Here is a 26,855-nt window from a genome sequence, read left to right as displayed (position 1 = left end):
GTGACCGGCGAGTGTCCCAAGGCCCTGTGGCACCACCCTGTGCCCTGACAACCGGCGCCCGTCGGAGACGGTCTCGAAGCAGTCCGCGCCCTCGGGCCGTGCATGTGGCAATTCGTCAGCGGGGCTTGCACACAAACCTGAGGTGTAGCTTGACGAGGATGGGGGAGTCATCGCCACCGCCCTCCGCGGTGCCGGAGCCCGTGGCGCAGTCGAATACTCCACTGCCCCCTGTGACGATGAGGGGTGTTGTCTGCTGGTTGTTGCCCGGCTGAGCGAACTGAACGCCCACCTGCCCTTGCCCATTGGACAGTCGAAAGGTGTAGATTCCTTCACCTGGCCCTGCGGTGAAGTTCGACATAATTCCGGTCACGGTTCCGATCGCGGCCCCGTTCTGAGACGCGTCCAGGCTCTGGATCGTTACCGAGCCGGTCTTCCCCGGAAGGGAATCTTCCTGTGCGGCCCGAAGCTCGAACTGCAGGAGGCAGTCCTGCTCATTCGACCGATTGGAAATATCGCAGGGGCGATCATTGTCCGGGTGACGTTGCGCGGCAGCCGCGGGGGTAGCGAGAGAGAAAGCGGCAGCCAGCGTGGCAGCCCAGACGACTGTCTTTCGCACCTTTGAGATCCTTTCCTGAGCGGCGAAATCATGCAGGATTACGTGATGCGGCATACCCGCTGCCGACCCGCCGCATCGGCCTCGGACAAGGAGTTCACCCGCACGTCGCTACTGCAGGCTGTTTCGTCGGTCGGAACTTTCGGAGCGGACCGGCCTGCCGAAGCCGACGGTGCAGCTGCCCTCCCGTATCGGCGGCAGCCTCCCGCTGACCTGCACCGGCGTGGGGCAAGGCCCTGCTGGCCTTCTCCGGCTCCGCACTGAAAAGGGGGCGGTCCCAGATGTGGGACCGCCCCGTGGCCGGGTCAGCGGGTGGCGAGCAGTTCGAGGGTGTCGATCACCCGGTTCGAGAAGCCCCACTCGTTGTCGTACCAGGCGACCACCTTGATGTGGCGGCCGTCGACGCGGGTGAGGGCCGAGTCGAAGATCGACGAGGCCGGGTTGCCCACGATGTCGGCCGACACCAGCGGGTCGTCCGAGTACTCGAGGACGCCGGCGAGCGGGCCCTCGGCCGCGGTGCGGTACGCCGCCAGCACGTCGTCGAGGGTCACGTCACGGGAGACCGTCGTGTTGAGCTCGACGATCGAGCCGACCGGAACCGGCACGCGGATCGAGTCGCCCGACAGCTTGCCGTCGAGGTTCGGCAGCACCAGGCCGATCGCCTTCGCGGCACCCGTCGTGGTCGGCACGATGTTGACCGCGGCGGCACGGGCACGGCGCGCGTCGCGGTGCGGACCGTCCTGCAGGTTCTGCTCCTGCGTGTAGGCGTGCACCGTGGTCATGAACCCGTGCTCGATGCCGGCGAGTACGTCGAGCACCGCGGCCAGCGGGGCGAGCGCGTTGGTCGTGCACGAGGCGTTCGAGACGATCGTGTGCAGGGCCGGGTCGTACGCGTCGGTGTTGACGCCGAACGCGAGCGTGACGTCGGCGCCGTCCGACGGCGCGCTGACGAGCACCTTCTTCGCGCCCGCGTCGAGGTGGGCGCGGGCGGCCTTCGCCGAGGTGAAACGGCCGGTCGACTCCAGGGCGATGTCGACACCGAGTTCGGCCCACGGCAGCCGACCCGGGTCGCGCTCGGCGAGCACCTTGATGCGACGGCCGTCCACGACGAGGGTGTCCCCGTCGACGGTCACCGGGCGGCCGAGCCGGCCGGCCGTCGTGTCGTAGGCGAGGAGCCGGGCGAGGGTGGCGGGCTCCGTGAGGTCGTTGACGGCGACGACCTCGAGATCGCTGTCGCGCTCCAGCAGCGCGCGCAGCACGTTGCGTCCGATGCGGCCGAATCCGTTGATGGCGATGCGAGTCATCAGTCATGTCCCTTCGGTTCGCCACCAGGGTCTCGGTACGCGGCCGACCGGGACAGCGGCGCGATCGCCATGGTTCGAAAGGATCGCGCCAGGTGGTGATCGACTACTCGCCCTTGGTGAAGGTGCGCCGGTACTCGCTCGGCGTGGTGCCGAGGATGCGCTGGAAGTGCAGCCGCAGATTCGCGCCGGTGCCGAGACCGACATCGGCGGCGATCTTCTCCACGCTCCGCTCCGAACGTTCCAGCAGCTCACGGGCCAGGTCGATCCGGGCGCGCATGACCCACTGCATGGGCGTGTACCCGGTGTCCTCGGCGAAGCGCCGGGAGAAGGTGCGCGGCGAGACCGCCGCGTGCCGGGCGAGCGCCTCCAGGGTGAGCGGCTCGGCGAGCCGGTGCAGCGCCCACTCGCGGGTGGCGGCGAACCGCTCGCCGAGGGGCTCGGGCACACTGCGCGGCACGTACTGCGCCTGACCGCCGCTGCGGTAGGGGGCCGCGACCAGGCGCCGGGCCGCGTGGTTCGAGGCGGCCACACCGAGGTCGCCGCGCAGCATGTGCAGGCACAGGTCGATCCCGGAGGCGGCCCCGGCCGACGTGAGTACGCTGCCCTCGTCGACGAACAGCACGTTCTCGTCGACCCGGACGAGCGGATGCCTCGCCGCGAGCGCCCGTGCGTAGTGCCAGTGCGTCGTGGCGCGCTTGCCGTCGAGCAGGCCCGTGGCGGCGAGCGCGAAGGCTCCCGTCGAGATGGCGGCGAGCCGCGCGCCGCGCTCGTGGGCGGCGATCAGCCCCTCGACGACCGTCCGCGGGGGGTCTTCGCGGTCCGGGAACCGGTAGCCGGGGATGAACACGATGTCGGCCCACCCGAGCGCGTCGAGGCCGTGGGCGGCGTGGTACGACAGACCGTCGCCGCCGGCCACCAGACCCGGCGCCGCGCCGCACACCCGCACCTCGTACGGCATGCTCGCGCGGGTCGTGAACACCTGCGCCGGAATGCCGACGTCGAGCGGCTTCGCACCCTCGAGGACGAGGACGGCGACGCGACGCAGGCGGGAGACAGGCACGATGACCAGGGTAATCGCTCGCGCGCCACCGGTTCCCGGAGCGAAGGAGTCGTCAGGCGTCGGGGGCGAAGGGGATTCCGGACGGCATGGAGTGCGCCAGCGCGTACGGGAAGTCGCCGTCCTTGATCTTGATGGTGGCGGTGCCGAAGTCGGCGCTCAATAGCTTGTCGCGGTAGCCCGCCGGGCGGGGGAGGAACCAGCCGCCGGTCACGTTCTCCGGAGGCTCGTCGCCGGTGTTGGCGAAGCGGAAGTCGTGGGTGGACGCTCCGTCCTTGTGGTAGACGATCTTCGGGTGCGTCGCCTGGTCCTTCTCGAAGTAGCTGGCGTACATCACCGCGCACCAGCCTTTGTTGCACTTCTCGCGTGAGTAGGTGTTGGCGTCGGCCAGTTGGGCGTAGGTCGTAGGCGGGGGAGAAGGTCTGTTCCAGGCCGTCGGCGTTCTGCGGCGCTCGCCGGCACCGCCACGACGAGCCTCAGCGCGCCGAGTGCGCCCACGCGAGTTGACGAACACTCGGCTGCGGCTGAGCCGGGACGTGTCCGTCAGCCCGTCGGGTGGGAACCCGGCGTGTGGCCGAACGTGCGCCGGAAGACGTCGATGAACGCGCTGGCCGACGACCAGCCGCACAGATGCGCCACCGTGGTCACCGGCGTCTTCTCGGCCAGCAGGACCAGCGCGTGGTGCAGCCGCAGCTGGGTGCGCCACTGCGGGAACGTCATGCCGAGGTCGCTGCGGAACAGCCGGGACAGGGTGCGGTCGCTCGCCCCGACCTCCCGCCCCAGCTCGGTGAGGGTGCGGCTGTCGGACGGGTCGGCGCGCAGAAGGTCGCAGAGCGTCCGCAGCACCGGCGAGGCCGGCGCCGGCAGGTGCAGCGGCTGCTGGGGCGAAGCGCGCAGCTGGTCGAGCAACACCGCGCGCAGCCGGGCCCGTTCGGGGCTGTCGTCGTCCGGGGTGCGGGTGTAGGCGACGATCAGTTCGCGCAGCAGCGGGCCCACGGCGAGCACGGTCGGGGTGTCCAGGGCGAGCGGGTTCTCGGTCGCGGGCAGTCCCACCAGGTGCAGTTCGAGTTCGCCGTGGGCCTGGTGGGCGTGCACGGTACCGGCCGGCACCCAGATGGCGCGGGTGCCCGGGGCGATCCAGGAACCGGCGCCGGTGGTGACGGCCAGTACTCCCCGTCCGGCGTAGACGATCTGGTGGTCGTCGTGCCGGTGGGCGTCTATGGCGGCGCCGGGCGCCAGCCGCCGGGTGCGGGTGGGGGCGATCGGCTCGTGGCGGATCTTCGTCATCGGTTGGCAGGTTATCGGAAGCCCGACACGGCACCGGTCGCGGATCCTGACTCGGTGCCAAGGAATGCATCGATCACTCTGCTGTCCGTCGGGCACGCCTGCGTCGACATCTACCAGGGCGCGGTGGCCTCCCTCGTCCCGTTCTTCGTCGCCGAGCGCGCCTACGGCTATGCCGCCGTCTCCGGCATCGTGTTGGCGGCGTCCCTGCTGTCGTCGGTGGCGCAGCCGCTGTTCGGTCTCCTCACCGACCGCTGGGCGGTGCCCTGGCTGCTGCCGGTCAGCACGCTGCTGGGCGGACTGGGCATCGCCGTGAGCGGACCGGTCGGCTCGTACGGGCTCACCCTGATGTTCATGGCGGTGTCCGGTATCGGCGTGGCCGCCTACCACCCCGAGTCCGCCCGCATCGCGCGGCTCGCGAGCCGGGGCAGCCACAGCGCCATGAGCTGGTTCTCGCTGGGCGGCAACCTCGGTTTCGCGCTGGCTCCGCTCCTGGTCTCCGCCGTCGTTGCCGCCGGCGGACTGCGTCTGACGCCGTTGCTGGTGCTGCCGGCACTCGTCGGCACCCTGCTGTGCCTGCCCGTGCTGCGCGCACTGCGGCAGCAGCCGTACGCCGGCACCGGTACGGCGCTCGCGGCCCGGGGTGACGACAGGGCGGCGTTCGTCAAGTTGTCCCTGGCTGTGGTGTGCCGCTCGATCGTCTTCGTCGGACTGAGCACCTTCATCTCGCTGTACGCCAAGGAGCGCCTGGGCGGCAGCACCGCGGCGGGCACCGCGGCGCTGTTCGTGCTCTACCTCGGCGGCGCGGTGGGCTCCGTGCTCGGCGGCGCGCTGGCCAACCGCTGGGGTCGGGTGACGGCCGCCCGCCGGTCGTACCTGGTCTCGGCCGCGGCGGTCGCGGGCGTGGTGTTCGTGCCGGGCCCGGCCCTGTACCTGTTCGTGGCGCTGACCTCGGCCGGCCTGTACGTACCGTTCTCGCTCCAGGTGACGCTCGGCCAGGACTACCTTCCCTCGCGGGTGGGCACCGCCAGCGGGATCACCCTCGGCCTGACGGTCAGCATCGGCGGCCTGGCCAGCCCCCTCATCGGCCACCTCGCCGATGCGACCTCCCTGCGGACCGCGCTGGCACCCCTGATCCTCATGCCGGCGCTGAGCTGGGTCCTGTTCCGCGCCCTGCCCGAACCCGACTCCGTGCCGCCCGGCCCAACCACCGCCGACCGGGGGCGACTTGCTCGCAGGGCACGACGGAGTGACCCCATGCGATGATCACGGAGCACACCGGCTGAGGATCCCTGCGTACGGAAGGAGCACATCATGGCGACCGAGGCGGCCCAGGCCACGGCCGACCCGGAGCACGCCCGCATCCCCGGCACCCCCGCCGGGGGCACGGTCATCCTGCTCAACGGCACGTCCAGCTCCGGCAAGTCCAGCATCGCCCGGGCGCTCCTCGACCTGCTCGACGGCACGTGGTTCCACATGCCCGTCGACGCGTTCCACTCCATGCGCTGCGACAAGCCCATAGCCGACGGGGACCTCCAGGCCGAGATCGACCGCACCGCCAAGGGCTTCCACCGTGCCGTCGCCGGGATGGCCGCGGGCGGCAACAACGTGGTCGTGGACCATCCGCTCTCCCGCCGCTGGCGGCTGCTCGACCTCCTCGATCTGCTGGTGCCCGAGGAGACCGTCCTGATCGGGGTCCGCTGCCCGCTGCCCGAACTGGAACGCCGCGAGCGCGAACGGGGCGACCGGCAGCCGGGGCTGGCCGCCATGCAGTACGACCAGGTGCACTCGCACGGCGTCCACGACCTCGACGTGGACACCAGCCTGCTCTCCCCGGAGGAATGCGCCCTGCGCATCCGCGACTTCCTGCCGGCCCGACCGCGGCCCACCGCCTTCGAGCAGCTCCGCACGACCCTGCGGGATCCGGCCTGACACGGGCCGGAGTCACGGCGGGGCGTCAGGAGATGGCCCGGAGCCGGCCGTGCGCCCGCTCGCGGAGGCGGTCGACGGCCTGGGTCGTCGCCTCGTCCGCGGGAAGGAAGACGACCAGTTGCTGTGCGTCCGAGGAGAGGTCGAGCGTCTCGCGGAACAGTCGGAGTGCGCACCCGGAGGGGTGGCGGAGCCGGAGGACCCCTCGTTCCGGGACCACGTGGCGGTTCAGCCGCCGGGTGAAGTCGGGGCCCGCGACGGGCGCGAGTTCCGCGGTGAGCCACTCGGTGGTCTCGATGCCCGGACCGAGCCACAGGTCGAAGGCCTGCTCGTCCGCGACGTCGTCCCAGTCCACGAAGAACGACCGGGCGCGGGAGTCGGTGAAGACGTAGCGGGTGAGGTTCGGCGCCTCGGCGTCGAGCAGCCCGCCCGCGCTCGTCACCGCCTCGAACGCGCTGGTGTGGGCGAGGATGTCGCCGAGCCGGTTGGTCACCATGGCGATGCCCGGCTCGAGCAGACGGAGCGTCTGAAGGACGGCCGCTCGTACGTCCCGGCACGCCGGAGCGGGCCGTAGGGCGTGGGCGGAGCACTCGCCGCCGGTGATCTTCGCGAGGTAGCGCAGGTGGCTGCGCTCGGCGGGGTCGAGGCTGAGGGCGTCGGCGAGAGCGTTCACCACCGCCACCGAGGGATTGCGGTCGCGGCCCTGCTCGATGCGGGTCAGGTACTCGACGCTGATCCCGGCCCGCGTGGCGAGATCCAGCCGCCGCAGCCCCGGTGACCTGCGGCGGCCGCGGTCCGGCAGCCCCAGTGACTCCGGTTGGATGCTGTCGCGCTTGGCCCGGACGAAGTCCCCCAGTGGCGTTCCCATGCCCCGAGGATAGGGCGCGCCCCGCTGCTCAGCGTGGCCCTGCGGGGGCCAGCCTGAGCAGGGTCTGGCTGCGGTGGTGAGGCCGGGCCGATCGTGGTGGGCATGGAGAACACACACAAGCTCGTGATCATCGTCGGCAGCGTCCGCGACGGACGCTTCGGTCCGGTCGCGGCGTCCTGGGTCGCCGAACAGGCGCGTCAGCACGGGGGTTTCGACGTGGACGTCGTCGATCTCGCCGAGATCGACATCCCGCTGTCCCTGCCCGCGGCATCGCCGAAGCACGCCGGCGACGACTACCCCCGTCCGGCCGGGATGGCGGCGCTCACCTCGGCGCTGGCGGACGCCGACGCGTTCCTCGTGGTCACGCCGGAGTACAACCACAGCTACCCCGCCTCGCTGAAGGCGGCCATCGACTGGCACTTCTCCCAGTGGACGGCCAAGCCCGTCGCCTTCGTCAGCTACGGCGGCGCGGCAGGCGGCCGGCACGCGGTCCTGCACCTGGAGAACGTCCTGACCGAGCTGCACGCGGTGACGATCCGCGACGGTCTCGCCTTCCCGAACTACTTCACCGCCTGGGAGGAGGGCCGTCCACTCGACCCCGAGGCCCCCGGGTACGCCAAGACGCTGCTCGACCAGCTGGCCTGGTGGGCGGGCGCGCTCCGGTCGGCACGCGAGGCGGCGCCCTACCCGGCGTGATACCTCAGCTCGTCACCTGGCGCTCCGTCATATTCACCTGTGCCACGACGCCTTGGTCCAGCGCGGCTGTGAGCCGGAACAGGGCGCCGGCGAGAGTTCCGTCGTCGTCGATGGCGGTGAGCAGGCGGGCCTCCTCCGTGGCGACCCGGTGGGCCGCGCGGTCATGAAGGATGCGACCGCGGGCCGAGAGGTGCAGCAGGACGCGCCGGCGGTCGGCCGGGTCGGGGCGGCGGTGGACGAGGTTGTCGGCGACCATACGATCCACAAGCTTGGTGAGGCTCGGGGCCGGCATGAGTGCGTGGTCGGCGATCTCCGTCATCGGGTGGCCCCGGCCGTCGGCCGTCAGGGACAGCACGCGCCACCGCTCCAGGGAACAGCCCTCCTCGGCGAGCAGGGCGGCCAGGCGCCGGGCCAGCCGCCGCTCGGCGTGGCTCAGCAGGTGGGCGAGGTCCGGCGACGGGTCCGAAGGCATTGCCGGTGTCCTTCCGGTCGGTCTACTGTGCGGGCAGATTACGGGCCTCCGCGAGGGTGCCGGGGCCGGGGGAGGCGATGTGCGTCCTCCACCAGCCCTCGGGGAGGTCGATGTCATGGGTTCCAGGCCGTCGTGGCGCACCGGGAGCGCGGAGGACACGCTCACCGTCTGCCTCGTCGTGCCGCTGCGCGGCCCCGCGGGCATCTTCGGGCCGTCGTGCGAGACGTCGGCGCTGCTGGCCGTCGACGAACTCAACGCGGCGGGCGGCATCCTGGGCCGGGAGGTTCGGCTCCTCGTGGTGGACGGCGGGGCACCGCCACGGCACGTGGCGGCCGAGGTCGAGGCGTTGGTGTCGCTGGGCGCGGTCGACGCGGTGGTGGGCTGGCACATCTCCGCGGTCCGCCGCGCACTCGCGCCCCGCATCGCCGACCGGGTCCCCTACGTCTACACCGCGCAGTACGAGGGCGGCGAGCACACGCCCGGGGTGTTCCTGACGGGGGAGACCGACACCGCCCAACTGCTGCCGTCCATGCGGCTGTTGGCCGAGGCGACGGGCGCGCGGCGCTGGTGCACCGTGGGCAACGACTACGTCTGGCCCCGGGTGACGGCGCGCGCGGCACGGCGCTGTGCCCGCGCCGTCGGAGGCCGGGTGCTCGCGGAGGCCTTCGTACCGCTGGGCACCGAGGAGTTCGGGCCGGTGCTGCGCCGCATCGAGCGGTGCGCGGCGGACGCGGTACTGATGCTGCTGGTCGGAGAGGACGCGGTGCGCTTCAGCCGGGCCTTCGCCTCCTACGGGCTTCCCGCCCGCTGCCAGCGGCTCAGCACGCACCTGGACGAGAACATGCTCCTGGCGGCGGGCGCCGACGCCACCGAGGGGCTGTGGGCGGCGGCCGGCTTCTTCGAGACGCTGGCCACCGCGGAGAGCCTGGACTTCGGGCGGCGCTACGCACGGCGGTTCGGGGTGGAGGCGCCGGTGGTCGGCAGCCTCGGCGAGTCGTGCTTCGAGGGGCTCCGACTGCTCGCCGCCCTGGCGGCACGGGCCCGGACGCTGGACGTACGGGCGATGCGCGCGGCAGCTGACGAGGTCGCCTACGAGGGCCCGCGCGGTCCCGTGCGGCTGCGCGGCAACCACCTCGAGCAGCGGCTCTACCTGGCCAGAGCGGACGCCTTCGCCTTCGACGTCGTCGCCCAACTCTGACTCCCCTCGGCTGTCCGTGGACACTACCCCGAGCAGAAATACTTTCGTCAGGAAGTATCAAGGCTTTTAAAGGCCTCGAAACTGGCGGGAAACACGTCGGCGCCAACCTTCCCTCGAACCGCCCCAGCGGAAGAACTGCCCCTGCGGAAGAGGGAAGAGCCGTGACGGAGACCATCGACAAGCAGGCACCACCAGCCCCGCCCGGCAGCCGTACCTACAACGGCTGGACCCAGAACGACACGCTCGAGGACTACTCGCTGCGCTACGCGCCCAAGTCCTTCCGCCGCTGGACGCCGTACGTGGTGGCCACGACAGCACTGGGCGGCATCGCCTATCTCGCGGACTTCGCCATCGGCGGCTCCATCGCCCTCTCCCACGGCTTCTCCAGCGCCATGGTGGCGATCCTGGCGGCGGCCGTGGTCATCTTCCTCACCGGCATACCGATCTCGTACTACTCGGCCAAGTACTCCATCGACATGGACCTGTTGACCCGCGGTGCGGGCTTCGGCTACCTGGGCTCGACCCTCACCTCGGTGATCTACGCCAGCTTCACCTTCATCTTCTTCGCCCTCGAAGGGTCGATCATGGCGCAGGCCCTGGAGCTGGGCCTGCACATCCCGCTGGCCGTCGGGTACGTCATCTGCTCGCTGATCATCCTGCCGCTGGTCGTCTACGGCATGACCGCGCTGTCCAGGATGCAGGTGTGGACCCAGCCGGTCTGGCTGGTGCTGATGGTCGCGCCGTTCGTGTCCATCGCGATCCAGGAGCCCGGAAAGTTCTCGGAGTTCACCCACTTCGCGGGCGACTCGCCCACCGGGTCGAGCATCAGCATGCTCGGTGTCGGGGCGGGTGCGGGTGTCGCGCTGTCGCTGATCGCGCAGATCGGTGAACAGGTCGACTACCTGCGCTTCATGCCCGACAAGACGCCTGAGAACGGCAAGCGGTGGTGGGCCGCGGTGCTGGGCGCCGGGCCCGGGTGGGTGGTCCTGGGCGCGCTGAAGCAGATCGGCGGCGCCTTCCTGGCCTTCTTCATCGCCGGCAGCGTCGGGCTGTCCAAGGCCAACGAGCCGATCCAGCAGTACGTCCACGGGTTCGGGACCTTCGCCGCTCCCGTCGCGCTGGGCCTGGCCACGTTCTTCGTCATCCTCTCCCAGATAAAGATCAACTCCACCAACGCTTACTCCGGTTCGCTGTCCTGGTCCAACTTCTTTTCCCGGCTGACGCACCGTCACCCGGGCCGCGTGGTCTACATCTTCCTCAACGTCGGCATCGCGCTGGCCCTCATGGAGGGCGGGGTCTTCGGCTTCCTCAACACCGTCCTCGGGTTCTACTCCAACGTGGCCATCGCCTGGATCGGCGCGGTCGTCGCCGACCTGGTGATCAACAAGCCGCTGAAGCTGAGTCCTTCGTACATCGAGTTCAAGCGGGCCCACCTCTACCACTTCAACCCGGTCGGCTTCGGCTCGATGCTGATCGCCTCCGCGGTGTCCATCGCCGCCTACTTCGAGGCGTTCGGCGCGTACGGCAAGGCGTTCTCGCCGTTCATCGCGCTGTTCCTGGCGATGGTGCTCTCGCCGTTGTTCGCGGTGCTCACGAAGGGGCGCTACTACATCGCCCGCGTCGACGACCTGGACGAACCGCTGCTGGGCGCCGACGGACTGCCCTCGGCGGCCACGCTGACCTGTTCGGTGTGCACGACCGAGTTCGAGCGGCCGGACATGGCGGGCTGCCCCTTCCACCAGGGCGCGATCTGCTCGCTGTGCTGCAGCCTGGAGAAGGACTGCCACGACTCCTGCAAGAGCGCGGGCCCGTCGGGACCGGTCGACCTGGCCATGCCCGCCGTGCGCTCGGGCAGCGGCAACGGTCCGTCTCCTGCATGAGGTCGATGAAGCCCCGGCACACCGTGGCCGCGCGTCGTGCGGTCGGTTCAACCGAACGGTTGAACCGGCCGTCCCGTCCCGCTGCGGCTTCCCTTGCGCCCCGCCACGCACCGACCTAGCCTCGACCGGACACGTCTGGACAGGCAGGACAGGTTGGTCGGCGATGACGCATCCGCAGGACTCCCTCGGCAGCAGATCCACCGGCCGGCAGATCCAGTTGGAGACGCACGGACTCGACGTGATCGGGGACGCGGAGCGCAAGGGCACCCCGCGCACGCTGTTCTGGCCCTGGTTCGGTGCGAACGTCTCGGTTCTGGGCCTCAGTTACGGTGCCTTCGCCCTCGGCTTCGGTATCTCCTTCTGGCAGGCCCTCGCCGCCGGCGTGCTCGGCATCGTCGTCTCGTTCCTGCTCTGCGGCTTCATCGCGGTCGCCGGCAAGCGTGGTTCGGCGCCCACGATGGTGCTCAGCCGGGCCGCCTACGGAGTGCGCGGCAACCGCCTGCCGTCCGTGATCTCCTGGATGCTCACCGTCGGCTGGGAGACCGTCCTCACCGCCCTCGCCACCATGGCCACCGCCACCGTCTTCAGCCGGCTGGGCTGGGGCGGCGGCACGGAGACCAAGGTGGTCGCCCTCGTCGTGGTGGCCGCGCTGACCGTGGTCGGCGGCGTCATGGGCTTCGACCTGATCATGCGTCTGCAGACCTGGATCACCGTGATCACGGGCGTGCTCACCGTCGTCTACGTCGGCCTGGTCGCCGACCACATCCACTGGAGCACGGTCAGCGCGATCCCGGCGGGCTCCGCCCAGGAGTTCATCGGCGCGCTGGTCTTCATGATGACCGGCTTCGGGCTCGGCTGGGTCAACGCCGCAGCGGACTACTCCCGCTATCTGCCCCGCGGTTCGTCCAGCCGGGGCGTGATCGGCTGGACCACCTTCGGCGCCTCCGCCGCCCCGCTGCTCCTGCTGGTCTTCGGCCTCCTGCTGGCCGGCTCGTCCGCCACGCTGAGCAAGGCGATCGCGGCCGACCCGATCGGCGCGCTGACCACGATCCTGCCGACCTGGTTCCTGGTGCCGTTCGCGGTGGTCGCCGTCCTCGGTCTGGTGGGCGGCGCCGTCCTCGACATCTACTCCTCCGGCCTGGCCCTGCTCTCCGCGGGCCTGCGCGTGCCCCGCTTTCTGGCCGCCCTCTTCGACGGCATCCTGATGATCGCCGGCTCCGTCTACGTCGTCTTCTTCGCCGACAGCTTCCTCGCCCAGTTCATGGGCTTCCTCACCACGCTCGGCGTGCCCATCGCCGCCTGGTGCGGCATCATGCTCGCCGACCTCGCGCTGCGCCGCCGCGACTACGGCGAGGGCGACCTGTACCGCCCGCACGGCCGCTACGGCGACATACCCCTGCTGCCGCTGCTGCTCACCCTCGGCGCCACCGCCGTCGGCTGGGGCCTGGTCACCAACACTTTCGCGAGCTGGCTGACCTGGCAGGGCTACCTCCTCGAGCCGCTCGGCCTGGGCGGCAGGACCGGCGCCTGGGCGTACGCCAACCTCGGCGTCCTGGTCGCCCTCGCGCTCGCCTTCCTCGGCACCCTGCTGCTGGGCCGGGACCGGGTGCGCGAGCAGGAGGCCCAGGCGCCGAGCCCGTCGCCGAACGAGGGGGTGTACAGCACATGACCTCCGCCCCCGGCCTGCTGGCCGTCATCGACATGCAGCGCGTCTTCGCCGACCCGGCCGGCCCCTGGGCCACCTCCCGTTTCGCCGACGCGGCCGCGGGCGTACGACGTCTGCTGCCGGCCTTCGGCGACCGTGTCGCCTTCACCCGCTTCCTGGCACCGGAGCAGCCCACCGGTGCCTGGCGCGCCTACTACGCCCGGTGGCCGTTCGCCCGCCAGCCGCCGGACGCCGAACTGTGGGAACTGGTGGACGAGTTCGCCGATCACGCCGGCCACATCGTGGACGCCACCACCTTCGGCAAGTGGACCCCGGAACTCGCCGAGCGCGTCGGCCCGGACGGCCGCCTGGTCCTGGCCGGCGTCAGCACCGACTGCTGCGTGCTGTCCACCGCCCTGGCCGCCGCCGACGCCGGCACGGAGGTCCTGGTGGTCGCGGACGCCTGCGCGGGCGTGGACGACGACTCCCACGTCAAGACCCTGCAGGTGCTGGACCTCTACCGGCCGCTGATCCGGGTCACCACCATCGACGACCTGCTCGCCGAGGCCCGGCCGTGACCGGCGTCCCGCTCAAGCACCAGCGGGTCAGCCGGATCCTCGCCCGGGAGATCCGCAGCGGCCGCCGCCCGCCGGGGGAGCAGCTGCCCGGCGAACACGCCCTCGCCCAACGGTTCGGCGCCAGCCGTACGACGGTCCGCGCGGCCCTCGCCGAACTGACGGAGGAGGGGCTGATCACCACGCGCAGCGGCAAGGGCTCCTAGGTCCTCCGCGACGGCCGCCCGCCGGACGACCGGCTCGGCCGGGCCCGCGCGTCGGCCCGCCAGGGCGTCGGGAGCCGGCTGTGCACCCTCGCCGTACACGAGACGCACGACAGCGGCCTCGCCGGGGAACTCGGCCTGGAGAAGAACGCGTTCGTGTGCGTGCAGCGGACCCGGGAGCTGGTCGCGGACGGCACCGTGGTGTCGTACGAGCGCAGCTACCTGCCACCCGTGTCCGTGATCCGGGAGCTGCCCGCCCGGGGGCGCGGCCAGGACTCGCTCACCGAGGAGCTGCTGCGCGCCGTGCTACGGCCCGACCACGGAGAGCGGCGGGTCTCCACCCGCCCTCCCCGGAATCCGCACGCATGCCCCGGGCCGCACGGGGTACGCGAGCGGAGCACGCCCGGGCGCCTGCCCGCACGCGTGGCCGTACGACCGCCGCTACCTGGGGATCTGCCATGGAAACACCCGCACACGACGACCTTCCGACGCCGGCCCAGCAGGCGCTGGACGCGCTGGCCGTGAACGCCGAGGACCAAGCCGCCCTGGACACCCTCGCCCACAGCGACGTGCTCGTCCCCGTGCCGGACGACGCGGTGGACGGCGAGGACAACGACTCGACGATCGCCCTGCCCGTCATGGAACAGGCCGGGGGCGATCCCGTCGTCCCCGTGTTCACCTCGGAGGGAACGATGGCCGCCCTGCTGCCCTTCGTCTCCCGCTACCACCTGGTACCGCTCGGCACACTGGCCGCCCATTGGCCCGACGACGGCCTCTCCCTGGCCATAGACGGCAATTCGACCCACGGCCTGACCCTCACGTCACAGGGAGTACGGACGCTTCTGGCACGGTGAAACACAAGCAACACAAGGGGCGCGGGGATCCGCGCGACAAGCCACGAAGCACCCGCAGGCGCGCACGCACCCTGGGGCCCGCCCTCTCGCGCGCCAGAATAACCGCATGCAATGGATCTCCGGAGCAGCAGGCGGCCTGGTACTGGTGCTGGTCCTGACCAGCATCCTCCGCACCCTCGTGGTCCCCCGAGGCCTCTACTCCGCGCTGGTGTTCCGCCTGTGGTGGCTGCTGCGCAGGCTCCTCAGGCTCACCGCCCCGCGTGGCGGCTACCACGCCATCGATCGCGCCCAGACCTGGCTCGCCCCGCTGATGCTGATCGGCATGCTCGTCACCTGGCTCGGCGGGGCCCTGCTCGGCTTCGGCCTCCTGCTGTACGCGGCGTCCCCGCTGTCCTGGACGACCGCTTTCCGCGAGGCGGGATCCAGCCTGTTCACGCTCGGCTTCGCGAGCGACGCCCGGCTGAGACTGTCCGTGCTCGACTTCGTCGCCGCGGCCACCGGACCCGTCCTGATCGCCCTCCAGATCGCCTACCTGCCGACCCTCTACGCCGCCTACAACCGCCGCGAACTGGAGGTCACCCTGCTCCAGGCGCGGGCCGGCGAGCCCGCCTGGGGACCGGAGATCCTCGCCCGGCAGTGGCTGGTCGAGACCGAGACCGCGCTGCCCGCGCTGTACCGATCCTGGGAGCGCCTCGCCTCGGACATGGGTGAGAGCCACTCCACGTATCCGATCCTGCTGACCTTCCGCTCCCCGCGCCCGCACCGCAGCTGGCTGGTCGGGCTTGTCGCCGTCATGGACGCGGCGGCCCTGCAGCTCGCGCTGGACCCGCGGCTCGCCCCGCCGGAGGCCCGTCTGGTGCTGCGCGCCGGGTTCACCGCCCTACGCGACATCGCCCGGGTGGTGCGCATCCCCTTCGATCCGGATCCCTCGCCGGGCAGTCCGATCCGGCTGGCCTTCGAGGAGTTCGCCGAGGCGGTGGCCATGCTGGGGGCGGCCGGTTTCCGCGCGGAACGCAGCCCGAAGGAGGCCTGGCCGCACTTCCAGGGCTGGCGGGTCAACTACGAGACGGTCGCGTACGAGCTGTGCCGCCGCTGCGACGCGGTGCCGGGCCTGTGGACCGGCCCCCGCGACTTCTCCGGCGGGCCCATCCCGCCGCAGCGCCCGGTGGATCGGCGGCCCGGCGCAGGACGGCCGGAACTGCCCCCCGTCTCCGAGTAGTCACCCCGCCCTCCGGCGGGAAGATCCCACCGGAAGGCCTGCCGCACGCGAAGGAGCCGATGGTCGTGAGGGTCGTCCTGCTGGGTACCGCCGCCGGAGGCGGCTTCCCGCAGTGGAACTGCGCCTGCGCGCTGTGCGCGGCCGCCCGGGACGGGAAACTGCCCTCCCGGACCCAGGAGTGCGCCGCCGTCACCGGCAACGGCCGGGACTGGTGGCTGCTCAACGCGTCGCCCGATCTGCGCACCCAGCTCACCGCCGCCCCAGCCCTCCGGCCCGGTCCCGGGCCCCGGGACACCCCGCTGCGCGGGGTCCTGCTCACCGACGCGGAGGTGGACCACGTCACCGGTCTGACCGAGCTGCGCGGAGCGGCGGGCCTGAAGGTCTACGCGGCCCCGCCGGTCCGCGCCGTCCTCACTCCCGCCCGCGCCGCCCTGGACCGCTACGCCTCCTGGGAGTGGACCGACAGCCTGGCCGACGGCGGCTTCGTGCTGTCCGGCGGACTGGTCGTCACGGCCCATCCGGTGGGCACCAAGATCCCGAAGTACGTACCGGCACAGGCGCCCGAGACCGGCGGGCCCTGGGTGACGGCGTACCGCGTCGAGGACCTGGCCAGCGGGGGAGTGCTGGTGTACGCGCCCTGCGTCGGCGCCTGGAGCCCCGTCCTGGACGAGCTGTGCGCGTCGGCCGACTGCGTGCTGCTGGACGGCACCTTCTTCGCGGCCGACGAGATGGGCAGCGCGGTGCGGACCGGTGCCGGGCAGGCCGCCATGGGACACCTGCCGGTCACGGGTCCGCACGGCTCACTGGAGGCACTGGCCCGCCACCCCGGCCCGCGCCGGATCTACACCCACCTGAACAACACCAACCCGCTGCTCGACCCCGCCTCACGGGCACGCGCGCGCGTGGCCGAGCAGGGGGTCGAGGTCCTGCCGGACGGGGCGGAACTGACGCTCTAGCCGGCCCGTTCGGCCAGCATCCGCTCCAGCACGGCCCGCTGCAGTGGCAGTACCTCGGCGTACAGGGCGCGGCCCTTGTCCGTGAGCGCGACCCACACCCCGCGCCGGTCCTCCGCGCACACCGAGCGCTCGACCAGGCCCTCCTTCTCCAGGCGGCCGATCAGCCGGGACAGCGCGCTCTGGCTGAGATGGACCCGTCCGACCAGGTTCTGCACCCGGCACTGGTCGCCCTCCTCGGGCGCCGCGGTGGCGAGGATGTCCAGCACCTCGAAGTCGCTCGCGCCCAGCCCGTGCGGGTGCAGGGCACGGTCGATCTCGCACATCGTGTGCGCGTGGAGCGTGAGGATGTCCCGCCACCGCTCCTCGAGGCGGGCATCGGCCGTCTTGACTGCCATACCCGCACCGTAGCACCCATTCGGCCAATTATTGAGTGTGCAACTAGTGCGGGTGCAAGCACTCCTACGGGCCTCAGGCGGCCGGGTCCTGGAGGAGCCCCACCAGATTGCCGTCGGGGTCCTTCACCGAGGCGACCAGCCTGCCGTTGCCGACGTCCCGCACGTCCTGGAGCAGTTCCGCGCCCGCCGCCAGCAGCGCGGCGAGCCGCTCCCGGAGATCGGTGACATGCCAGAACGGCACCGGTCCGGTCAGCCCCTGCGCGTGCCCGTTCGGGTCGAGGCCGACGTCCTGTCCGGCGGCCTTGAATCCGACGTAGTAGGGCTCGTCGGCGAACGGCTCGACGCCCAGCAGGGCGGTGAACAGGGCCTTGGACCGGTCCTTGTCCTTGACGGGGTAGATGATCGTCTGCAGGCCGGCGGTCATGGAACTCACTCCTTCGAGGTGCGTGGGCCGACGGGCTTCCGTCGGTGCTCTCACGCTAGGGCGGGGGAGCCCGGCGCCGCTTCTCCGATCCTGACCGGTTGCGGCGGCGGGCTCCCCGGGCCGGGTGGTCACTCGCTGTGCAGCACCTCCGCGACGGTCAGGCGGGCGGCCCGCCGGGCCGGGACGAACGCGCCCAGGACCGCGATCACGAGCCCCGCCAGGGCCAGACCGGCCAACGTCGGGGTGTGCCAGACGTCCGTCATGTACGAGGGCAGGGTGATGTCGACTCCCGCCGCCATCCGCGGGATCACCAGCTCGTAGCTGACGATCCCCAGCGGGATCCCGAGCAGGGAGCCCACCGCGCCGAGCACGGCCATGGAGGTCATCGTCATCACCGTGACCTGGCGCGGGGTCATGCCGATCGACTTGAGCATGCCGAGGTCGCGGCGCCGGTCGTGGGTGTTGAGGACGGCCGTGTTGAACACGCCGAGCGAGGAGACCAGGGCCAGCATCAGGGTGAGCGCGGTCGCGGAGCCGACGATGGTGCGGGTGACGTTGTTCGGACCGCTCAGCTGGAGGGACAGACCCGGGTCGGCCGCCCGCGCCGCGCGCGCGTACGCCTGCTGATCGGCGCCCTCGCGGAGTCTGACGTGGTAGGCGATGGGTTTCACGTCCGGCATCAGGGCTGTGACCGTCGGCCAGGCGCCGACGACCAGCCGGTCGTCGTCCAGCATGGTCTCGCCGACGATGGTCAACCGCTCCTCGCGGCCGCCCTTGCGCAGTCGCAGGTGATCTCCGACGTGCGTGCCGGTCCGGTGCAGGAACGCCGTGCCGGCCACGACCTCCCCGGTGCGGTGCGTCCAGCGGCCCCGGATGAGGGTGCTGTCCAGGGGCACGTCCCCGCGTCGGCCCTCGAACATGACGACCTGGGTGGAGCCGACGAGTAGCGCCTCTTCGTCCGACCGCGCCGTGACCCGGGTCGCTCCCGGCAACGACTCCAGCATCGCCTGGAGCTGCCGGTCGCTGTGCACCGGCCGCACCTCCTTGCCGTGCCGGTGGTTGCCGACATACACGGTGACGTCGAACGCGCGCTGCCCCGCATGCCCGAAGTCGGTCAGCGTCGCCGCCAGACCGGTCGCGAACGTCACCGTCGTCACGCCGAGGGCCACGGCTGACAGCGTGAGCGCGCTGCGCGCCGGCCGGGCGAACGACAGCCCCACGCCCAGGCTCACCGACCGGGGCAACCGGGCACCCGCCAGGCGCCGTTGGATGCCCAGCGCCCGTCCGGCACGTGGCGCACTTCCCGCACTGATCGCCCGCGACGCCGACATCCGGCGCGCCCGCAGCGAGGGTCCCAGGGCCGCGAGCACGCACACGAGCGGCATGCCGAGCAGGGCGAGCGCGTTCACCCAGGGCTCGATACCGACGCTGTCGTGCAGCACCCCCGAGTTCGGCCCGGAGAACACGAACTGGAAGAAGGGGTGCGCCAGCAGGTTGCCGGCGAGTGTGCCGAGCGCACAGCCCAGGACGGACGGTACGGAGATCATCACGAGGTAGACGCCCAGCACCTGCCCCGGCGTGAACCCCAGCGCCTTGAGGATGCCGATGTGCCGGAACCCGGAGACCACCGCCCCGCCGACCACGTTGGCGACGATCAGCACCGCCACCAGGATGCCCAGGACACCGAACGCCATCAGGTACGGCGCGTACGCGCGCGCGGTGCTGCCGACTCGGTGCTTCAGTGCCAGATACGTCTCCGATCCGGCGAGGGCGCCCTTCGGCAGGTCCTCGGTCACGTCGGCCATTGCCGCGCGCAGCGCGCGCTCCGACGACGCGTCCCGGAACCGGAACAGCATCTGGGTGCCGGTCGGGTGCAGGGCAGTGATCTGGTCCGGGACGACCCAGGCGTCCGCCGTGTGACTCAGGTCGAAGGCGAACCCGACGATCGTGAGCGTGGGGCCCGACGGCACGCGGAACTTCTTGCCCATGTCGTCGGCGGTCCAGTCGGACTGCCGGTTCAGGACGATCTCCCCCGGCCGGGTGGGCCACCGGCCCGCCCACAGGTTCACCCGGTCCACCGGGCCACCGGGACCGGGCCTGCCTACGACCGTGATCTCGCCGCCGAGACCGAAGTCCCCCGCACCGCGCGGCAGGTCCACCGAGGCCTGCCGGAACGGTCCGGCCACCGCCTCGACCCCGGGCTGCCGGGCCGCGTGCGCCAGTTGGGCGTCCGACACCTCGGCCGAGTCGAACGCGGCGATGACATGCGGCCCGCGCTGTTTCCCGAAGACGTGGTCGAAGGGCGCGGACGCCCCGTCGACCAGGCCCAACGCGACCACCAGCGACCCCGTCGACACCAGCGTGACCAGCCAGATGACCAGCGTCTGAAGTCTGCGCCGGCGTACGGCCGCCCGCGCGGCCTTCCACACCGCCCTCATGCGGACGGCTCCAGGGTGTGCTCGCCGGTCACCCGGCCGTCGGCGACCTCCACCAGTCGGCTCGCGCAGCGCCGCGCGAGATGCTGGTCGTGCGTCACGATGACCAGGGTCTGGCCGATCTGGTTCAGGTCCAGCAGCAGATCCATCACCTGCTCCCCGGCCCTGCTGTCCAGCGCGCCGGTCGGCTCGTCGGCCAGCAGCAGCGCGGGACGGTTCATCAACGCCCTTGCCACGGCGACCCGTTGCCGCTCACCGCCGCTGAGCACCGCGGGGTAGGCGTTGCGGCGGTCGGCGATGCCGAGTTCCCCGAACAGCTCCAGCGCCCGCCGCCGGGCCTGCCGGGCCGGTGTCCCGGTCAACTGGGCGGCCAGGGCCACGTTGTCGAGCGCCGACAAATCGTCGATGAGGTTGAAGAACTGGAAGATCATGCCGATCCGGCGCCGCCGGTACAGCGCGAGCCCCTTCTCGCTCAACTCCCCGACGCTCTCGCCGTGTACGACGACCGTGCCGGCCGACGGCCGGTCGAGACCGGCGATCATGTTGAGCAGCGTGGACTTGCCGCATCCCGAGGGCCCCATCACCGCGACCGCCTCCCCGGCCCGGATCTCCAGCGAGACCCCGTCGAGGGCGACCGTCTCGCCGTACTCCTTGCGCACCCCGTCGAGCCGTACGACGGTGTCTCCCGTTCTCACCTCAGTGACCATGGACAGGACGCTAGAGGGCCGACGGGGACCTGGGCATCCCTCCCCGGATCGCACCCCGCGGCGGGACTCATCCCACAGATGCAGGGCGCTGAATCCACAGGTCGATGCGGATGTCAGTGCCGTCTGCGAGAGTTGGGCCATGGGGGAGTACGACGTGTTGGCGGCGGCGCTCGCGGTGGCGTGCGCGGCCGTCGTGATGCTGACGGTCGCATGGGCGCGCACTCGGCGCCGGTGGCAGGCCGCGGTCGGGGAGCGGGGCTGGCTGCTGGAGCGGGAGCGGGAGAGCGCCGCCGAGGCCGCGATCGCGGCCGAACGCGACCGGATCGCCCGCGAGTTGCACGACATCGTCAGCCACAACGTCAGCCTCATGGTCGTCCAGGCGAGCGCCGCCCGCGAGGTGCTCGGCACCATGCCCGACGAGGCCGCGACCGCCCTGCGCGCCGTCGAGGACGCCGGGCGGGGCGCCATGACCGACCTCAGACACCTGCTGGGGCTGCTGGCGCCCGCGCAGAACGGCGAGGACACCGACCCGGGCCCGGCCCGCGCCGACGTCCCCGGCACGCCCCTCGCCCCGCAGCCCGGCCTCGACCGGCTCGGTCATCTGGTGGACCGGATATCGTTCGCCGGCCTGCCGGTCGAGGTCCACATCTCGGGCGAGCCGCGCCCGCTGCCCCAGGGAGTCGACGTGACCGCCTACCGCATCATCCAGGAGGCCCTGACCAACGCGCTCCGGCACGGCGACGGCGGTAAGGCGGACGTGACCGTGCGCTACGCCGACCACGCCCTGCGCGTCGAGGTGCTCAACACCGGCCCCAGCGTGCTGACCGGCACCGGCCCGGCCGCACCGAAACCGCACGCGGCGGGCACCGGGCGCGGTCTGCTCGGACTGCGCGAGCGGGTCGCCGTCTACGGCGGGGACCTGGACGCCCGGCGCAGACTCGGCGGGGGCTACCGCGTCCGCGCCCGCATACCCCTGGACCGCCCGTGACGGCGCCGTCGCCCGAAGGGGCGCCCCGCGTCCTGATCGCCGACGACCAGACGCTCATCCGGACCGGCTTCCGGCTGATCCTCACGGCCCGGGGCATCGAGGTGGTGGGCGAGGCCGCCGACGGCGTCGAGGCGGTCGCCGCCGCCCGTGAACTCTCGCCGGACGTCGTGCTCATGGACATCCGGATGCCGACCATGGACGGCCTGGAGGCCACCTGGCGCATCCTGGAGCAGACCCCGGACTGCCGGGTGCTGATGCTGACCACCTTCGACCTGGACCGGTACGTGTACACGGCCCTGTCGCTCGGGGCCAGCGGCTTCCTGCTGAAGGACGTCACGCCGGAGCACCTGGCAGCGGCCGTACGACTCGTCGGCACCGGCGACGCCCTGCTGGCGCCGCAGATCACCCGGCGCCTGGTGGAGCGGTACGCGGCCGAGGCCGAGCGGACGGCCCAGGCCGTCCCCACCGACCTGGCCGCCCTCACACCCCGCGAACGGGAGGTGCTGGCCCTGATGGGACGCGGCCTGTCCAACACCGAACTGGCCGCCGAGCTGACCCTCAGCGAGGCCACGGTCAAGTCCCATGTGGCCCGGATCTTCGCCAAGCTGGGGCTGCGCGACCGCGCCCAGGCGGTCGTTCTCGCCTATGAGACGGGGCTGGTCAGACCCGGGAAGCGGTAGCGCTCCGCCGGAAGTGCCGGGATGCGCCGCTGGTCGGCCGCAGCGCCGTCGTGGCTGGTCGCGCAGTTCCCCGCGCCCCTTCGGGGCGCGGGGGCTCACGTCGACTCGCGGCGCACCAGTTCCGTCGGGAGGATCACCGCGGCCGGGTCCTCGCCGCCTATCTGGGCGAGCAGCACCCGCACCATCTCGGAGCTGATCCGGTCCCACGGCTGGCGGATGGTGGTGAGTGCCGGGGTGACGGCGGTCGCCGCGGGGGAGTCGTCGAAACCGCCGACAGCGATGTCCTCCGGCACCCGCCTGCCCGCCCGCTGCAGCACCGCCAGCACGCCCTGCGCCATCAGGTCGGAGGCGACGAACACGGCGTCCATGTCCGGGGCCTGCGCGAGCAGCCGCTCCGCGCCCGCCTCGCCGCTGGCCCGGCTGTAGTCGCCGGAGACGATCAGCCGCTCGTCCACCTCGACGCCCGCCTCGGCGAGCACCTCCTTGTACCCGGCGAGCCGCTCCACCCCGCCCGGGGTGTCCAGCGGGCCGGTGACCACACCGATCCGGCGGCGGCCCAGCGACAGCAGGTGCCGGACCATGTCCCGGGCGCCGTCGCGGTCGTCGGCGGCCACATAACTGACCTTCGAGCCGAGGCCGATCGGCTTGCCGCAGGCGACCAGAGGCACACCCGCCTCCCGCAGCTCCTCCGCGACCGGATCGCCGGAGTGGCTGGAGACCAGCAGCACCCCGTCGACGTGCCCGGCCGTGATGTAGCGCGCTATGCGCCGCCGTTCGTCCTTCGTGCCCGCCAGCATCAGCAGCAGCGGGATGTCGTGCGCGGCCAGCGCCTGGGTGCAACCGCTCAGCAGCACGTTGAAGTTGGGATCTTCGAAGAACCGCTCCTGCGGCTCGGTCAGCAGGAAGCCGACCGAGTCGGAGCGTCCCGTGATCAACGAGCGGGCGTGCCGGTTCACGACGTACCCGGTCCTGCGGATGGCGGCGTTGACCGCCTCCTGCGCGGCGGGACTGACGTAGTGCCCGCCGTTGAGCACGCGCGAGACGGTGCCCCGTGAGACCCCTGCCTCGCGCGCCACGTCGTGGATCGTCGGCGGTTTGCGCCGGCCCCCCGAATTGCTCATGGTCATGACTTTACGGCTCCGGAGAGGAGATCAAGGCTCCAGAACCGCTGGATGACCAGGAACAGCGCGATCAGCGGGAGGACCGCGAGGAACGCGCCCGTGATCACCAGCGTGTACAGCGCCGGGGTGTTGGAGCCCTGCTCCAGCAACGTGTACAGACCCAGCGTGAGCGGGAACCGCTCGTCGTCGCTGAGCATGATGAACGGCAGCAGGAAGTTGTTCCACACGGCCACGAACTGGAACAGGAACACCGTGACCATGCCGGGGATCATCATCGGCAGCGCGATCCGGGTGAAGATCCGCCACTCGCTCGCCCCGTCCATCCGCCCGGCCTCCACCACGTCGGCGGGGACGGCGGCGGCCGCGTAGATCCGGGACAGGTAGACGCCGTACGGGGAGAGGATCTGCGGCAGCAGCACGGACAGGTAGGAGTCCGTGAGGTTGGCCTTCGCCAGCAGCAGGTACTGCGGGATGGCGAGGATCACCGGCGGCATCAGGACGCCCGCGAGCAGGACGTTGAAGATCGTCTCCCGGCCCCGGAAGCGGTAGGTCGCGAGCGCGTAGCCGCTGAACGCCGAGACGACGGTCGACAGCAGGGCGCCGAGACCGGAGTACAGGGCGGAGTTGGCCATCCACTGCCAGTAGATGCCGCCGCGGTAGGCGTTGAGGTCGTTGATGTTGCCGGTGAAACCGGTGCCGGGCAGGAAGGTGAAGGTGGAGAACAGCTCGTGCCCGGACTTGGTGGACGCGATCACCACCCAGGCCACCGGCAACAGCGTGTACACCGCGCCGAACAGGAGCGTGACCGTCGGTATCAGCGCGATCCGGCGGCGCAGCGGCGGGCCCGAGGCCGAACCCGGAGTGACGCCCGCGGCCGGCTCCGTCTTGCTGAGGGCAAGAGAACTCATCGTGCGGCTCCTTGACTGGCGTCCCGCTTGTTCCGGCGGTTCGCCGCCCGCAGGAACCCGAAGGAGAGCACCAGGGTGGCGAGCGCGATCAGGGTCGCCTCGGCGGCGGCCGAGTAGATGTCGCCGCGGTGGAAGGCGTCCTGGTACACCTTCATCAGCGGGCTCCAGCTCGTGTTGACGGAGTTGGTCAGCGGCTTCAGGGTGGTCGGCTCGTTGAACACCTGGAGCGTCGCGATGATCGAGAAGAAGAAGGTCAGCACCAGCGAGGGCGCCACCATCGGGATCTTGATCCGCAGCGCGGTCTGCAGCGGGGTGGCGCCGTCCAGCTTCGCCGCCTCGTACACCTCGGCCGGGATGGACCGCAGCGAGGTGTAGATGACGATCATGTTGAAGCCGGTGCCGCCCCAGACCGCGATGTTCGACAGGGCGAGGTACAGCGGGCCGCCGTCGAGCAGGTCCGGCTGGGGCAGGCCCAGCTTGTCGAGCACGTAGTAGAACGGGCTGACGTCCGGCAGGTACAGGAAGCCCCACATCAGCGCGGCCACCACGCCGGGGACGGCGTACGGCAGGAAGATCGCGAGCCGGGTGAACGGGGCGAGCCGCACCCGGTCGGTGTCCAGCATCAGCGCGAACAGCAGCGCGAGGCCGAGCATCACCGGGACGACGATGCAGCCGTAGCCGAGCACGCGCAGCGCGCCGTGCAGCAGCTCGCTGTCCTGGAAGGCCTCGGTGTAGTTCTCGAAGCCGGCCCAGACCTCGTTGCGGGCGCCCGGGCCCAGGCCGAGGCCCGAGACGTGCACCTTGCGGAAGCTGAGCCAGACCGCGTAGCCGATGGGCAGCGCGAAGAAGAGCGCGAAGAGGATCGTGGCGGGGAGAAGGAAGACATAGGGGGCGCTTCGCGCTCGTTCGAGGGTGGTGGCGGGAGACGGGAGGGCGTACGGGGCCCCCTCGACCCCGTACGACTTCCGGCTTGCGGTGCTGGTCACTGAGAAACCCCGAAGCCCTGCTTCTTCATGTCGGCGACAGTGGCGTCCTGCATCTTGTCCAGGGCGGCGCCGAAGCCCGACTTGTTCTTCGCGGCGGCACCGAACGCGTCGTTGAAGGTCGCGTAGGCGACGTTCACGTTCGGGCCCCACGCAGACGGCGCCGTGGTCTTCGCGATGGCGGCGGCCTTGGTGTAGAAGTCCGGCTGGTTGGAGAAGAACGCCGGCGGGTTGGAGAAGGCGCCGCTGAGCTGGGCGGACGTGGAGGCCGGGTAGATGCCGCCCTGCTTCGCCAGCGCGTTCAGGGCGTCACCGTCGGTGTTCAGCCAGGCGGCGAACTTCGCGGCGGCGGCCTGGTGCTGGGAGTCGGTGGTGACGGCGGTGGAGGAGCCGCCCCAGCTGCCGGTGACGTCCTGGTCGAGCGACCACTGGGGGAGCGGGGCCATGGCCCACTTGCCCTTGGTGTCCGGCGCGGCCGTGGTCAGCGTGCCCGGCGCCCACACGGCGCTGACCCAGGCGATCTCCTTGCCGGTGTTGAGCGCCTTGTTCCAGGCCGGCTGGTACATCGGCTGGTTGTCGATGACACCTTCCTTGACCAGCCCACCCCAGAACTTGGCGACCTTCTGGGTGGCCGCGTCGTTGATGGCGACCTTCCACTTGTCGCCGGAAGTGGTCCACCACTTGGCGCCGGCCTGCTGGGCGAGACCGGCGAAGAGGCCGGAGTCGTTGGCGGAGAAGGTGGTCAGGGACTTGTCCGGCGCCTTCTTCTTCAGCGCGCGGGCAGTCTCGGCGAACTGCTCCCAGGTGGTGGGGACCTGGAGGCCGTACTTCTTGAACAGGTCCTCGCGGTAGTAGAACATCATCGGGCCGATGTCCTGCGGCACCGCGTACACCGCGTCCGTGCCCAGAGTGGTCTGCTGCCAGACGCCGTCGGCGAACTTGCTCCTGGCGTCGCCGACCTCCTTGGATATGTCGGCCAGCGCGTCGTTGCTGACCAAGGTCGGCAGCGCCTGGTACTCGGCCTGCACCAGGTCGGGCGCCTTCTTCGCCTTGTGCGCGGTGAGGATCTTGGTGACCAGGGTGTCGCCGGACGCCTGCTTCCTCACCGTGACGGTGATCTTGTCCTTCTTGCCCGGCCCCTTGTTCCACAGGTCGACGACCTTGTCCATGCCGGGTGTCCAGGTCCAGTACGTCAGTGAAACCGGGCCGGACTCGGCCTGGCTGTCGTCCCCGGAGCCGCAGGCGGTGAGGGCGGTGGCGCCCAGCGCGACGGCGACGGCGGATGTCACGAGGCGAAGGCGCTTCGTGTGCGGCATGGATCTCTCCCCTGACCTGGGTCCCCGCCTGCTGCGGGGACCTGCCATGCAGATGTGCACGTTCACATGACACGGGGTTGTTCGCATGCCGCAAACCCCCTGCCATGCTTCTGTGAGCGTTCACAGTAGAGAAACATCCCAGACA

General features: G+C 71.3%; 28 protein-coding genes and 1 pseudogene. 14 read left to right on the top strand and 15 right to left on the bottom strand.

Features of this window, described 5'->3' with window-relative positions; translation table 11 throughout:
• Positions 1-115 precede the first annotated feature (115 nt).
• The 5 genes and pseudogenes from ACWC5O_RS39945 to ACWC5O_RS39925 all read right to left on the bottom strand — a co-directional run bounded on the left by ACWC5O_RS39945 (position 116) and on the right by ACWC5O_RS39925 (position 4,261).
• Positions 116-616 (bottom strand): hypothetical protein, encoded by a 501-nt coding sequence (locus tag ACWC5O_RS39945; protein WP_450581408.1) that lies wholly within the window; start codon positions 614-616, stop codon positions 116-118.
• A 302-nt stretch (positions 617-918) separates the two neighbouring features.
• Entirely contained in the window at positions 919-1,917 is a 999-nt protein-coding gene (gene gap / locus ACWC5O_RS39940; RefSeq protein ID WP_450581406.1) for a type I glyceraldehyde-3-phosphate dehydrogenase, read from the bottom strand.
• Between the two features lie 103 nt (positions 1,918-2,020).
• Complete coding sequence (locus tag ACWC5O_RS39935; RefSeq protein WP_450581404.1) at positions 2,021-2,977, bottom strand: GlxA family transcriptional regulator; 957 nt, start codon at positions 2,975-2,977, stop codon at positions 2,021-2,023.
• Positions 2,978-3,029: 52 nt separating this feature from the next.
• Positions 3,030-3,472, bottom strand: a pseudogene (locus tag ACWC5O_RS39930) (NPP1 family protein).
• Positions 3,473-3,517: 45 nt separating this feature from the next.
• On the bottom strand, positions 3,518-4,261 hold the full coding sequence (locus tag ACWC5O_RS39925) for an AraC family transcriptional regulator (RefSeq protein WP_450581402.1): 744 nt from the start codon (positions 4,259-4,261) through the stop codon (positions 3,518-3,520).
• 54 nt (positions 4,262-4,315) lie between these two features.
• On the opposite strand from ACWC5O_RS39925, the gene ACWC5O_RS39920 reads away from it, so the two are divergent.
• Together ACWC5O_RS39920 and ACWC5O_RS39915 are read left to right on the top strand one after the other, a co-directional pair.
• The gene (locus ACWC5O_RS39920; RefSeq protein WP_450581400.1) at positions 4,316-5,524 is read left to right on the top strand and encodes an MFS transporter; all 1,209 of its coding nucleotides are present in this window, start codon (positions 4,316-4,318) and stop codon (positions 5,522-5,524) included.
• Positions 5,525-5,572: 48 nt separating this feature from the next.
• Positions 5,573-6,190 (top strand): phosphotransferase-like protein, encoded by a 618-nt coding sequence (locus ACWC5O_RS39915; protein ID WP_450581399.1) that lies wholly within the window; start codon positions 5,573-5,575, stop codon positions 6,188-6,190.
• Positions 6,191-6,215: 25 nt separating this feature from the next.
• Here ACWC5O_RS39915 and ACWC5O_RS39910 read toward each other — a convergent pair whose 3' ends face one another.
• Positions 6,216-7,055, bottom strand: coding sequence for a helix-turn-helix domain-containing protein (locus tag ACWC5O_RS39910; RefSeq protein WP_450581397.1), 840 nt, complete (start codon positions 7,053-7,055; stop codon positions 6,216-6,218).
• A gap of 102 nt (positions 7,056-7,157) precedes the next feature.
• Here ACWC5O_RS39910 and ACWC5O_RS39905 point away from each other — a divergent pair, with 102 nt between their 5' ends.
• On the top strand, positions 7,158-7,751 hold the full coding sequence (locus ACWC5O_RS39905; RefSeq protein WP_450581395.1) for an NADPH-dependent FMN reductase: 594 nt from the start codon (positions 7,158-7,160) through the stop codon (positions 7,749-7,751).
• Between the two features lie 4 nt (positions 7,752-7,755).
• Here the strand turns inward: ACWC5O_RS39905 and ACWC5O_RS39900 are convergent, their stop codons facing one another.
• Positions 7,756-8,223 (bottom strand): MarR family winged helix-turn-helix transcriptional regulator, encoded by a 468-nt coding sequence (locus ACWC5O_RS39900; RefSeq protein WP_450581394.1) that lies wholly within the window; start codon positions 8,221-8,223, stop codon positions 7,756-7,758.
• Positions 8,224-8,338: 115 nt separating this feature from the next.
• Between ACWC5O_RS39900 and ACWC5O_RS39895 the strand changes: the two genes are divergently transcribed.
• The 9 genes from ACWC5O_RS39895 to pqqB all read left to right on the top strand — a co-directional run bounded on the left by ACWC5O_RS39895 (position 8,339) and on the right by pqqB (position 16,753).
• Positions 8,339-9,421: a substrate-binding domain-containing protein gene (locus ACWC5O_RS39895; RefSeq protein WP_450581392.1), complete on the top strand. Its 1,083-nt coding sequence runs from the start codon at positions 8,339-8,341 to the stop codon at positions 9,419-9,421.
• Positions 9,422-9,582: 161 nt separating this feature from the next.
• On the top strand, positions 9,583-11,301 hold the full coding sequence (locus ACWC5O_RS39890; RefSeq protein WP_450581390.1) for a purine-cytosine permease family protein: 1,719 nt from the start codon (positions 9,583-9,585) through the stop codon (positions 11,299-11,301).
• 163 nt (positions 11,302-11,464) lie between these two features.
• The gene (locus ACWC5O_RS39885; protein WP_450581388.1) at positions 11,465-12,970 is read left to right on the top strand and encodes a purine-cytosine permease family protein; all 1,506 of its coding nucleotides are present in this window, start codon (positions 11,465-11,467) and stop codon (positions 12,968-12,970) included.
• Entirely contained in the window at positions 12,967-13,524 is a 558-nt protein-coding gene (locus tag ACWC5O_RS39880) for a cysteine hydrolase family protein (RefSeq protein ID WP_450581386.1), read from the top strand. The genes ACWC5O_RS39885 and ACWC5O_RS39880 overlap by 4 nt, the downstream gene beginning before the upstream one ends.
• Complete coding sequence (locus tag ACWC5O_RS39875; protein ID WP_450581384.1) at positions 13,521-13,727, top strand: GntR family transcriptional regulator; 207 nt, start codon at positions 13,521-13,523, stop codon at positions 13,725-13,727. The genes ACWC5O_RS39880 and ACWC5O_RS39875 overlap by 4 nt, the downstream gene beginning before the upstream one ends.
• A 153-nt stretch (positions 13,728-13,880) precedes the next feature.
• Positions 13,881-14,249: a hypothetical protein gene (locus ACWC5O_RS39870; RefSeq protein ID WP_450581382.1), complete on the top strand. Its 369-nt coding sequence runs from the start codon at positions 13,881-13,883 to the stop codon at positions 14,247-14,249.
• Positions 14,183-14,578 carry an SseB family protein gene (locus ACWC5O_RS39865; protein ID WP_450581380.1) on the top strand — a complete coding sequence of 132 codons (396 nt, stop codon included), beginning with the start codon at positions 14,183-14,185 and terminating at the stop codon, positions 14,576-14,578. The genes ACWC5O_RS39870 and ACWC5O_RS39865 overlap by 67 nt, the downstream gene beginning before the upstream one ends.
• A gap of 106 nt (positions 14,579-14,684) precedes the next feature.
• Positions 14,685-15,797: a hypothetical protein gene (locus ACWC5O_RS39860; RefSeq protein WP_450581378.1), complete on the top strand. Its 1,113-nt coding sequence runs from the start codon at positions 14,685-14,687 to the stop codon at positions 15,795-15,797.
• Positions 15,798-15,862: 65 nt separating this feature from the next.
• Positions 15,863-16,753, top strand: a complete 891-nt coding sequence (gene pqqB, locus ACWC5O_RS39855) for a pyrroloquinoline quinone biosynthesis protein PqqB (protein ID WP_450781192.1) — start codon at positions 15,863-15,865, stop codon at positions 16,751-16,753.
• Here pqqB and ACWC5O_RS39850 read toward each other — a convergent pair.
• From ACWC5O_RS39850 to ACWC5O_RS39835, 4 genes are all read right to left on the bottom strand, one after another.
• Complete coding sequence (locus ACWC5O_RS39850; protein ID WP_450581374.1) at positions 16,750-17,148, bottom strand: MarR family winged helix-turn-helix transcriptional regulator; 399 nt, start codon at positions 17,146-17,148, stop codon at positions 16,750-16,752. The genes pqqB and ACWC5O_RS39850 overlap by 4 nt on opposite strands.
• Before the next feature lie 73 nt (positions 17,149-17,221).
• Positions 17,222-17,572 carry a VOC family protein gene (locus ACWC5O_RS39845; protein WP_450581373.1) on the bottom strand — a complete coding sequence of 117 codons (351 nt, stop codon included), beginning with the start codon at positions 17,570-17,572 and terminating at the stop codon, positions 17,222-17,224.
• A gap of 128 nt (positions 17,573-17,700) precedes the next feature.
• Positions 17,701-20,010, bottom strand: coding sequence for an ABC transporter permease (locus ACWC5O_RS39840; RefSeq protein ID WP_450581371.1), 2,310 nt, complete (start codon positions 20,008-20,010; stop codon positions 17,701-17,703).
• Entirely contained in the window at positions 20,007-20,714 is a 708-nt protein-coding gene (locus ACWC5O_RS39835) for an ABC transporter ATP-binding protein (RefSeq protein WP_450581369.1), read from the bottom strand. Before ACWC5O_RS39835 ends, ACWC5O_RS39840 begins: the two co-directional genes overlap by 4 nt.
• A gap of 139 nt (positions 20,715-20,853) precedes the next feature.
• Between ACWC5O_RS39835 and ACWC5O_RS39830 the strand changes: the two genes are divergently transcribed.
• Together ACWC5O_RS39830 and ACWC5O_RS39825 are read left to right on the top strand one after the other, a co-directional pair.
• Positions 20,854-21,702, top strand: coding sequence for a sensor histidine kinase (locus ACWC5O_RS39830; RefSeq protein ID WP_450581367.1), 849 nt, complete (start codon positions 20,854-20,856; stop codon positions 21,700-21,702).
• Positions 21,699-22,382 carry a response regulator gene (locus ACWC5O_RS39825; RefSeq protein WP_450581365.1) on the top strand — a complete coding sequence of 228 codons (684 nt, stop codon included), beginning with the start codon at positions 21,699-21,701 and terminating at the stop codon, positions 22,380-22,382. The genes ACWC5O_RS39830 and ACWC5O_RS39825 overlap by 4 nt, the downstream gene beginning before the upstream one ends.
• A 95-nt stretch (positions 22,383-22,477) precedes the next feature.
• Here the strand turns inward: ACWC5O_RS39825 and ACWC5O_RS39820 are convergent, their stop codons facing one another.
• Genes ACWC5O_RS39820 through ACWC5O_RS39805 form a run of 4 tightly spaced genes read right to left on the bottom strand, consistent with a single transcriptional unit; the run spans position 22,478 to position 26,710 of the window.
• Positions 22,478-23,509, bottom strand: a complete 1,032-nt coding sequence (locus tag ACWC5O_RS39820; protein WP_450581363.1) for a LacI family DNA-binding transcriptional regulator — start codon at positions 23,507-23,509, stop codon at positions 22,478-22,480.
• On the bottom strand, positions 23,506-24,411 hold the full coding sequence (locus ACWC5O_RS39815) for a carbohydrate ABC transporter permease (RefSeq protein ID WP_450581361.1): 906 nt from the start codon (positions 24,409-24,411) through the stop codon (positions 23,506-23,508). Before ACWC5O_RS39815 ends, ACWC5O_RS39820 begins: the two co-directional genes overlap by 4 nt.
• Positions 24,408-25,397 carry a carbohydrate ABC transporter permease gene (locus tag ACWC5O_RS39810; RefSeq protein ID WP_450581359.1) on the bottom strand — a complete coding sequence of 330 codons (990 nt, stop codon included), beginning with the start codon at positions 25,395-25,397 and terminating at the stop codon, positions 24,408-24,410. The genes ACWC5O_RS39815 and ACWC5O_RS39810 overlap by 4 nt, the downstream gene beginning before the upstream one ends.
• The gene (locus tag ACWC5O_RS39805) at positions 25,394-26,710 is read right to left on the bottom strand and encodes an ABC transporter substrate-binding protein (RefSeq protein ID WP_450581357.1); all 1,317 of its coding nucleotides are present in this window, start codon (positions 26,708-26,710) and stop codon (positions 25,394-25,396) included. The genes ACWC5O_RS39810 and ACWC5O_RS39805 overlap by 4 nt, the downstream gene beginning before the upstream one ends.
• Positions 26,711-26,855 lie beyond the last annotated feature (145 nt).

Source organism: Streptomyces sp. NPDC001450, from assembly GCF_053597295.1.
This window is presented reverse-complemented; position numbering and strand designations above follow the sequence as displayed.

What these genes read in the sequence shown, in the direction of transcription:
- gap (WP_450581406.1), bottom strand. Translation starts at nt 1,917, where the DNA reads ATGACTCGCATCGCCATCAACGGATTCGGCCGCATCGGACGCAACGTG.
- ACWC5O_RS39925 (WP_450581402.1), bottom strand. Translation starts at nt 4,261, where the DNA reads ATGACGAAGATCCGCCACGAGCCGATCGCCCCCACCCGCACCCGGCGG.
- ACWC5O_RS39915 (WP_450581399.1), top strand. Translation starts at nt 5,573, where the DNA reads ATGGCGACCGAGGCGGCCCAGGCCACGGCCGACCCGGAGCACGCCCGC.
- ACWC5O_RS39910 (WP_450581397.1), bottom strand. Translation starts at nt 7,055, where the DNA reads ATGGGAACGCCACTGGGGGACTTCGTCCGGGCCAAGCGCGACAGCATC.
- ACWC5O_RS39905 (WP_450581395.1), top strand. Translation starts at nt 7,158, where the DNA reads ATGGAGAACACACACAAGCTCGTGATCATCGTCGGCAGCGTCCGCGAC.
- ACWC5O_RS39900 (WP_450581394.1), bottom strand. Translation starts at nt 8,223, where the DNA reads ATGCCTTCGGACCCGTCGCCGGACCTCGCCCACCTGCTGAGCCACGCC.
- ACWC5O_RS39895 (WP_450581392.1), top strand. Translation starts at nt 8,339, where the DNA reads ATGGGTTCCAGGCCGTCGTGGCGCACCGGGAGCGCGGAGGACACGCTC.
- ACWC5O_RS39885 (WP_450581388.1), top strand. Translation starts at nt 11,465, where the DNA reads ATGACGCATCCGCAGGACTCCCTCGGCAGCAGATCCACCGGCCGGCAG.
- ACWC5O_RS39880 (WP_450581386.1), top strand. Translation starts at nt 12,967, where the DNA reads ATGACCTCCGCCCCCGGCCTGCTGGCCGTCATCGACATGCAGCGCGTC.
- ACWC5O_RS39865 (WP_450581380.1), top strand. Translation starts at nt 14,183, where the DNA reads ATGGAAACACCCGCACACGACGACCTTCCGACGCCGGCCCAGCAGGCG.
- ACWC5O_RS39860 (WP_450581378.1), top strand. Translation starts at nt 14,685, where the DNA reads ATGCAATGGATCTCCGGAGCAGCAGGCGGCCTGGTACTGGTGCTGGTC.
- ACWC5O_RS39850 (WP_450581374.1), bottom strand. Translation starts at nt 17,148, where the DNA reads ATGGCAGTCAAGACGGCCGATGCCCGCCTCGAGGAGCGGTGGCGGGAC.
- ACWC5O_RS39845 (WP_450581373.1), bottom strand. Translation starts at nt 17,572, where the DNA reads ATGACCGCCGGCCTGCAGACGATCATCTACCCCGTCAAGGACAAGGAC.
- ACWC5O_RS39840 (WP_450581371.1), bottom strand. Translation starts at nt 20,010, where the DNA reads ATGAGGGCGGTGTGGAAGGCCGCGCGGGCGGCCGTACGCCGGCGCAGA.
- ACWC5O_RS39835 (WP_450581369.1), bottom strand. Translation starts at nt 20,714, where the DNA reads ATGGTCACTGAGGTGAGAACGGGAGACACCGTCGTACGGCTCGACGGG.
- ACWC5O_RS39830 (WP_450581367.1), top strand. Translation starts at nt 20,854, where the DNA reads ATGGGGGAGTACGACGTGTTGGCGGCGGCGCTCGCGGTGGCGTGCGCG.
- ACWC5O_RS39820 (WP_450581363.1), bottom strand. Translation starts at nt 23,509, where the DNA reads ATGACCATGAGCAATTCGGGGGGCCGGCGCAAACCGCCGACGATCCAC.
- ACWC5O_RS39815 (WP_450581361.1), bottom strand. Translation starts at nt 24,411, where the DNA reads ATGAGTTCTCTTGCCCTCAGCAAGACGGAGCCGGCCGCGGGCGTCACT.
- ACWC5O_RS39805 (WP_450581357.1), bottom strand. Translation starts at nt 26,710, where the DNA reads ATGCCGCACACGAAGCGCCTTCGCCTCGTGACATCCGCCGTCGCCGTC.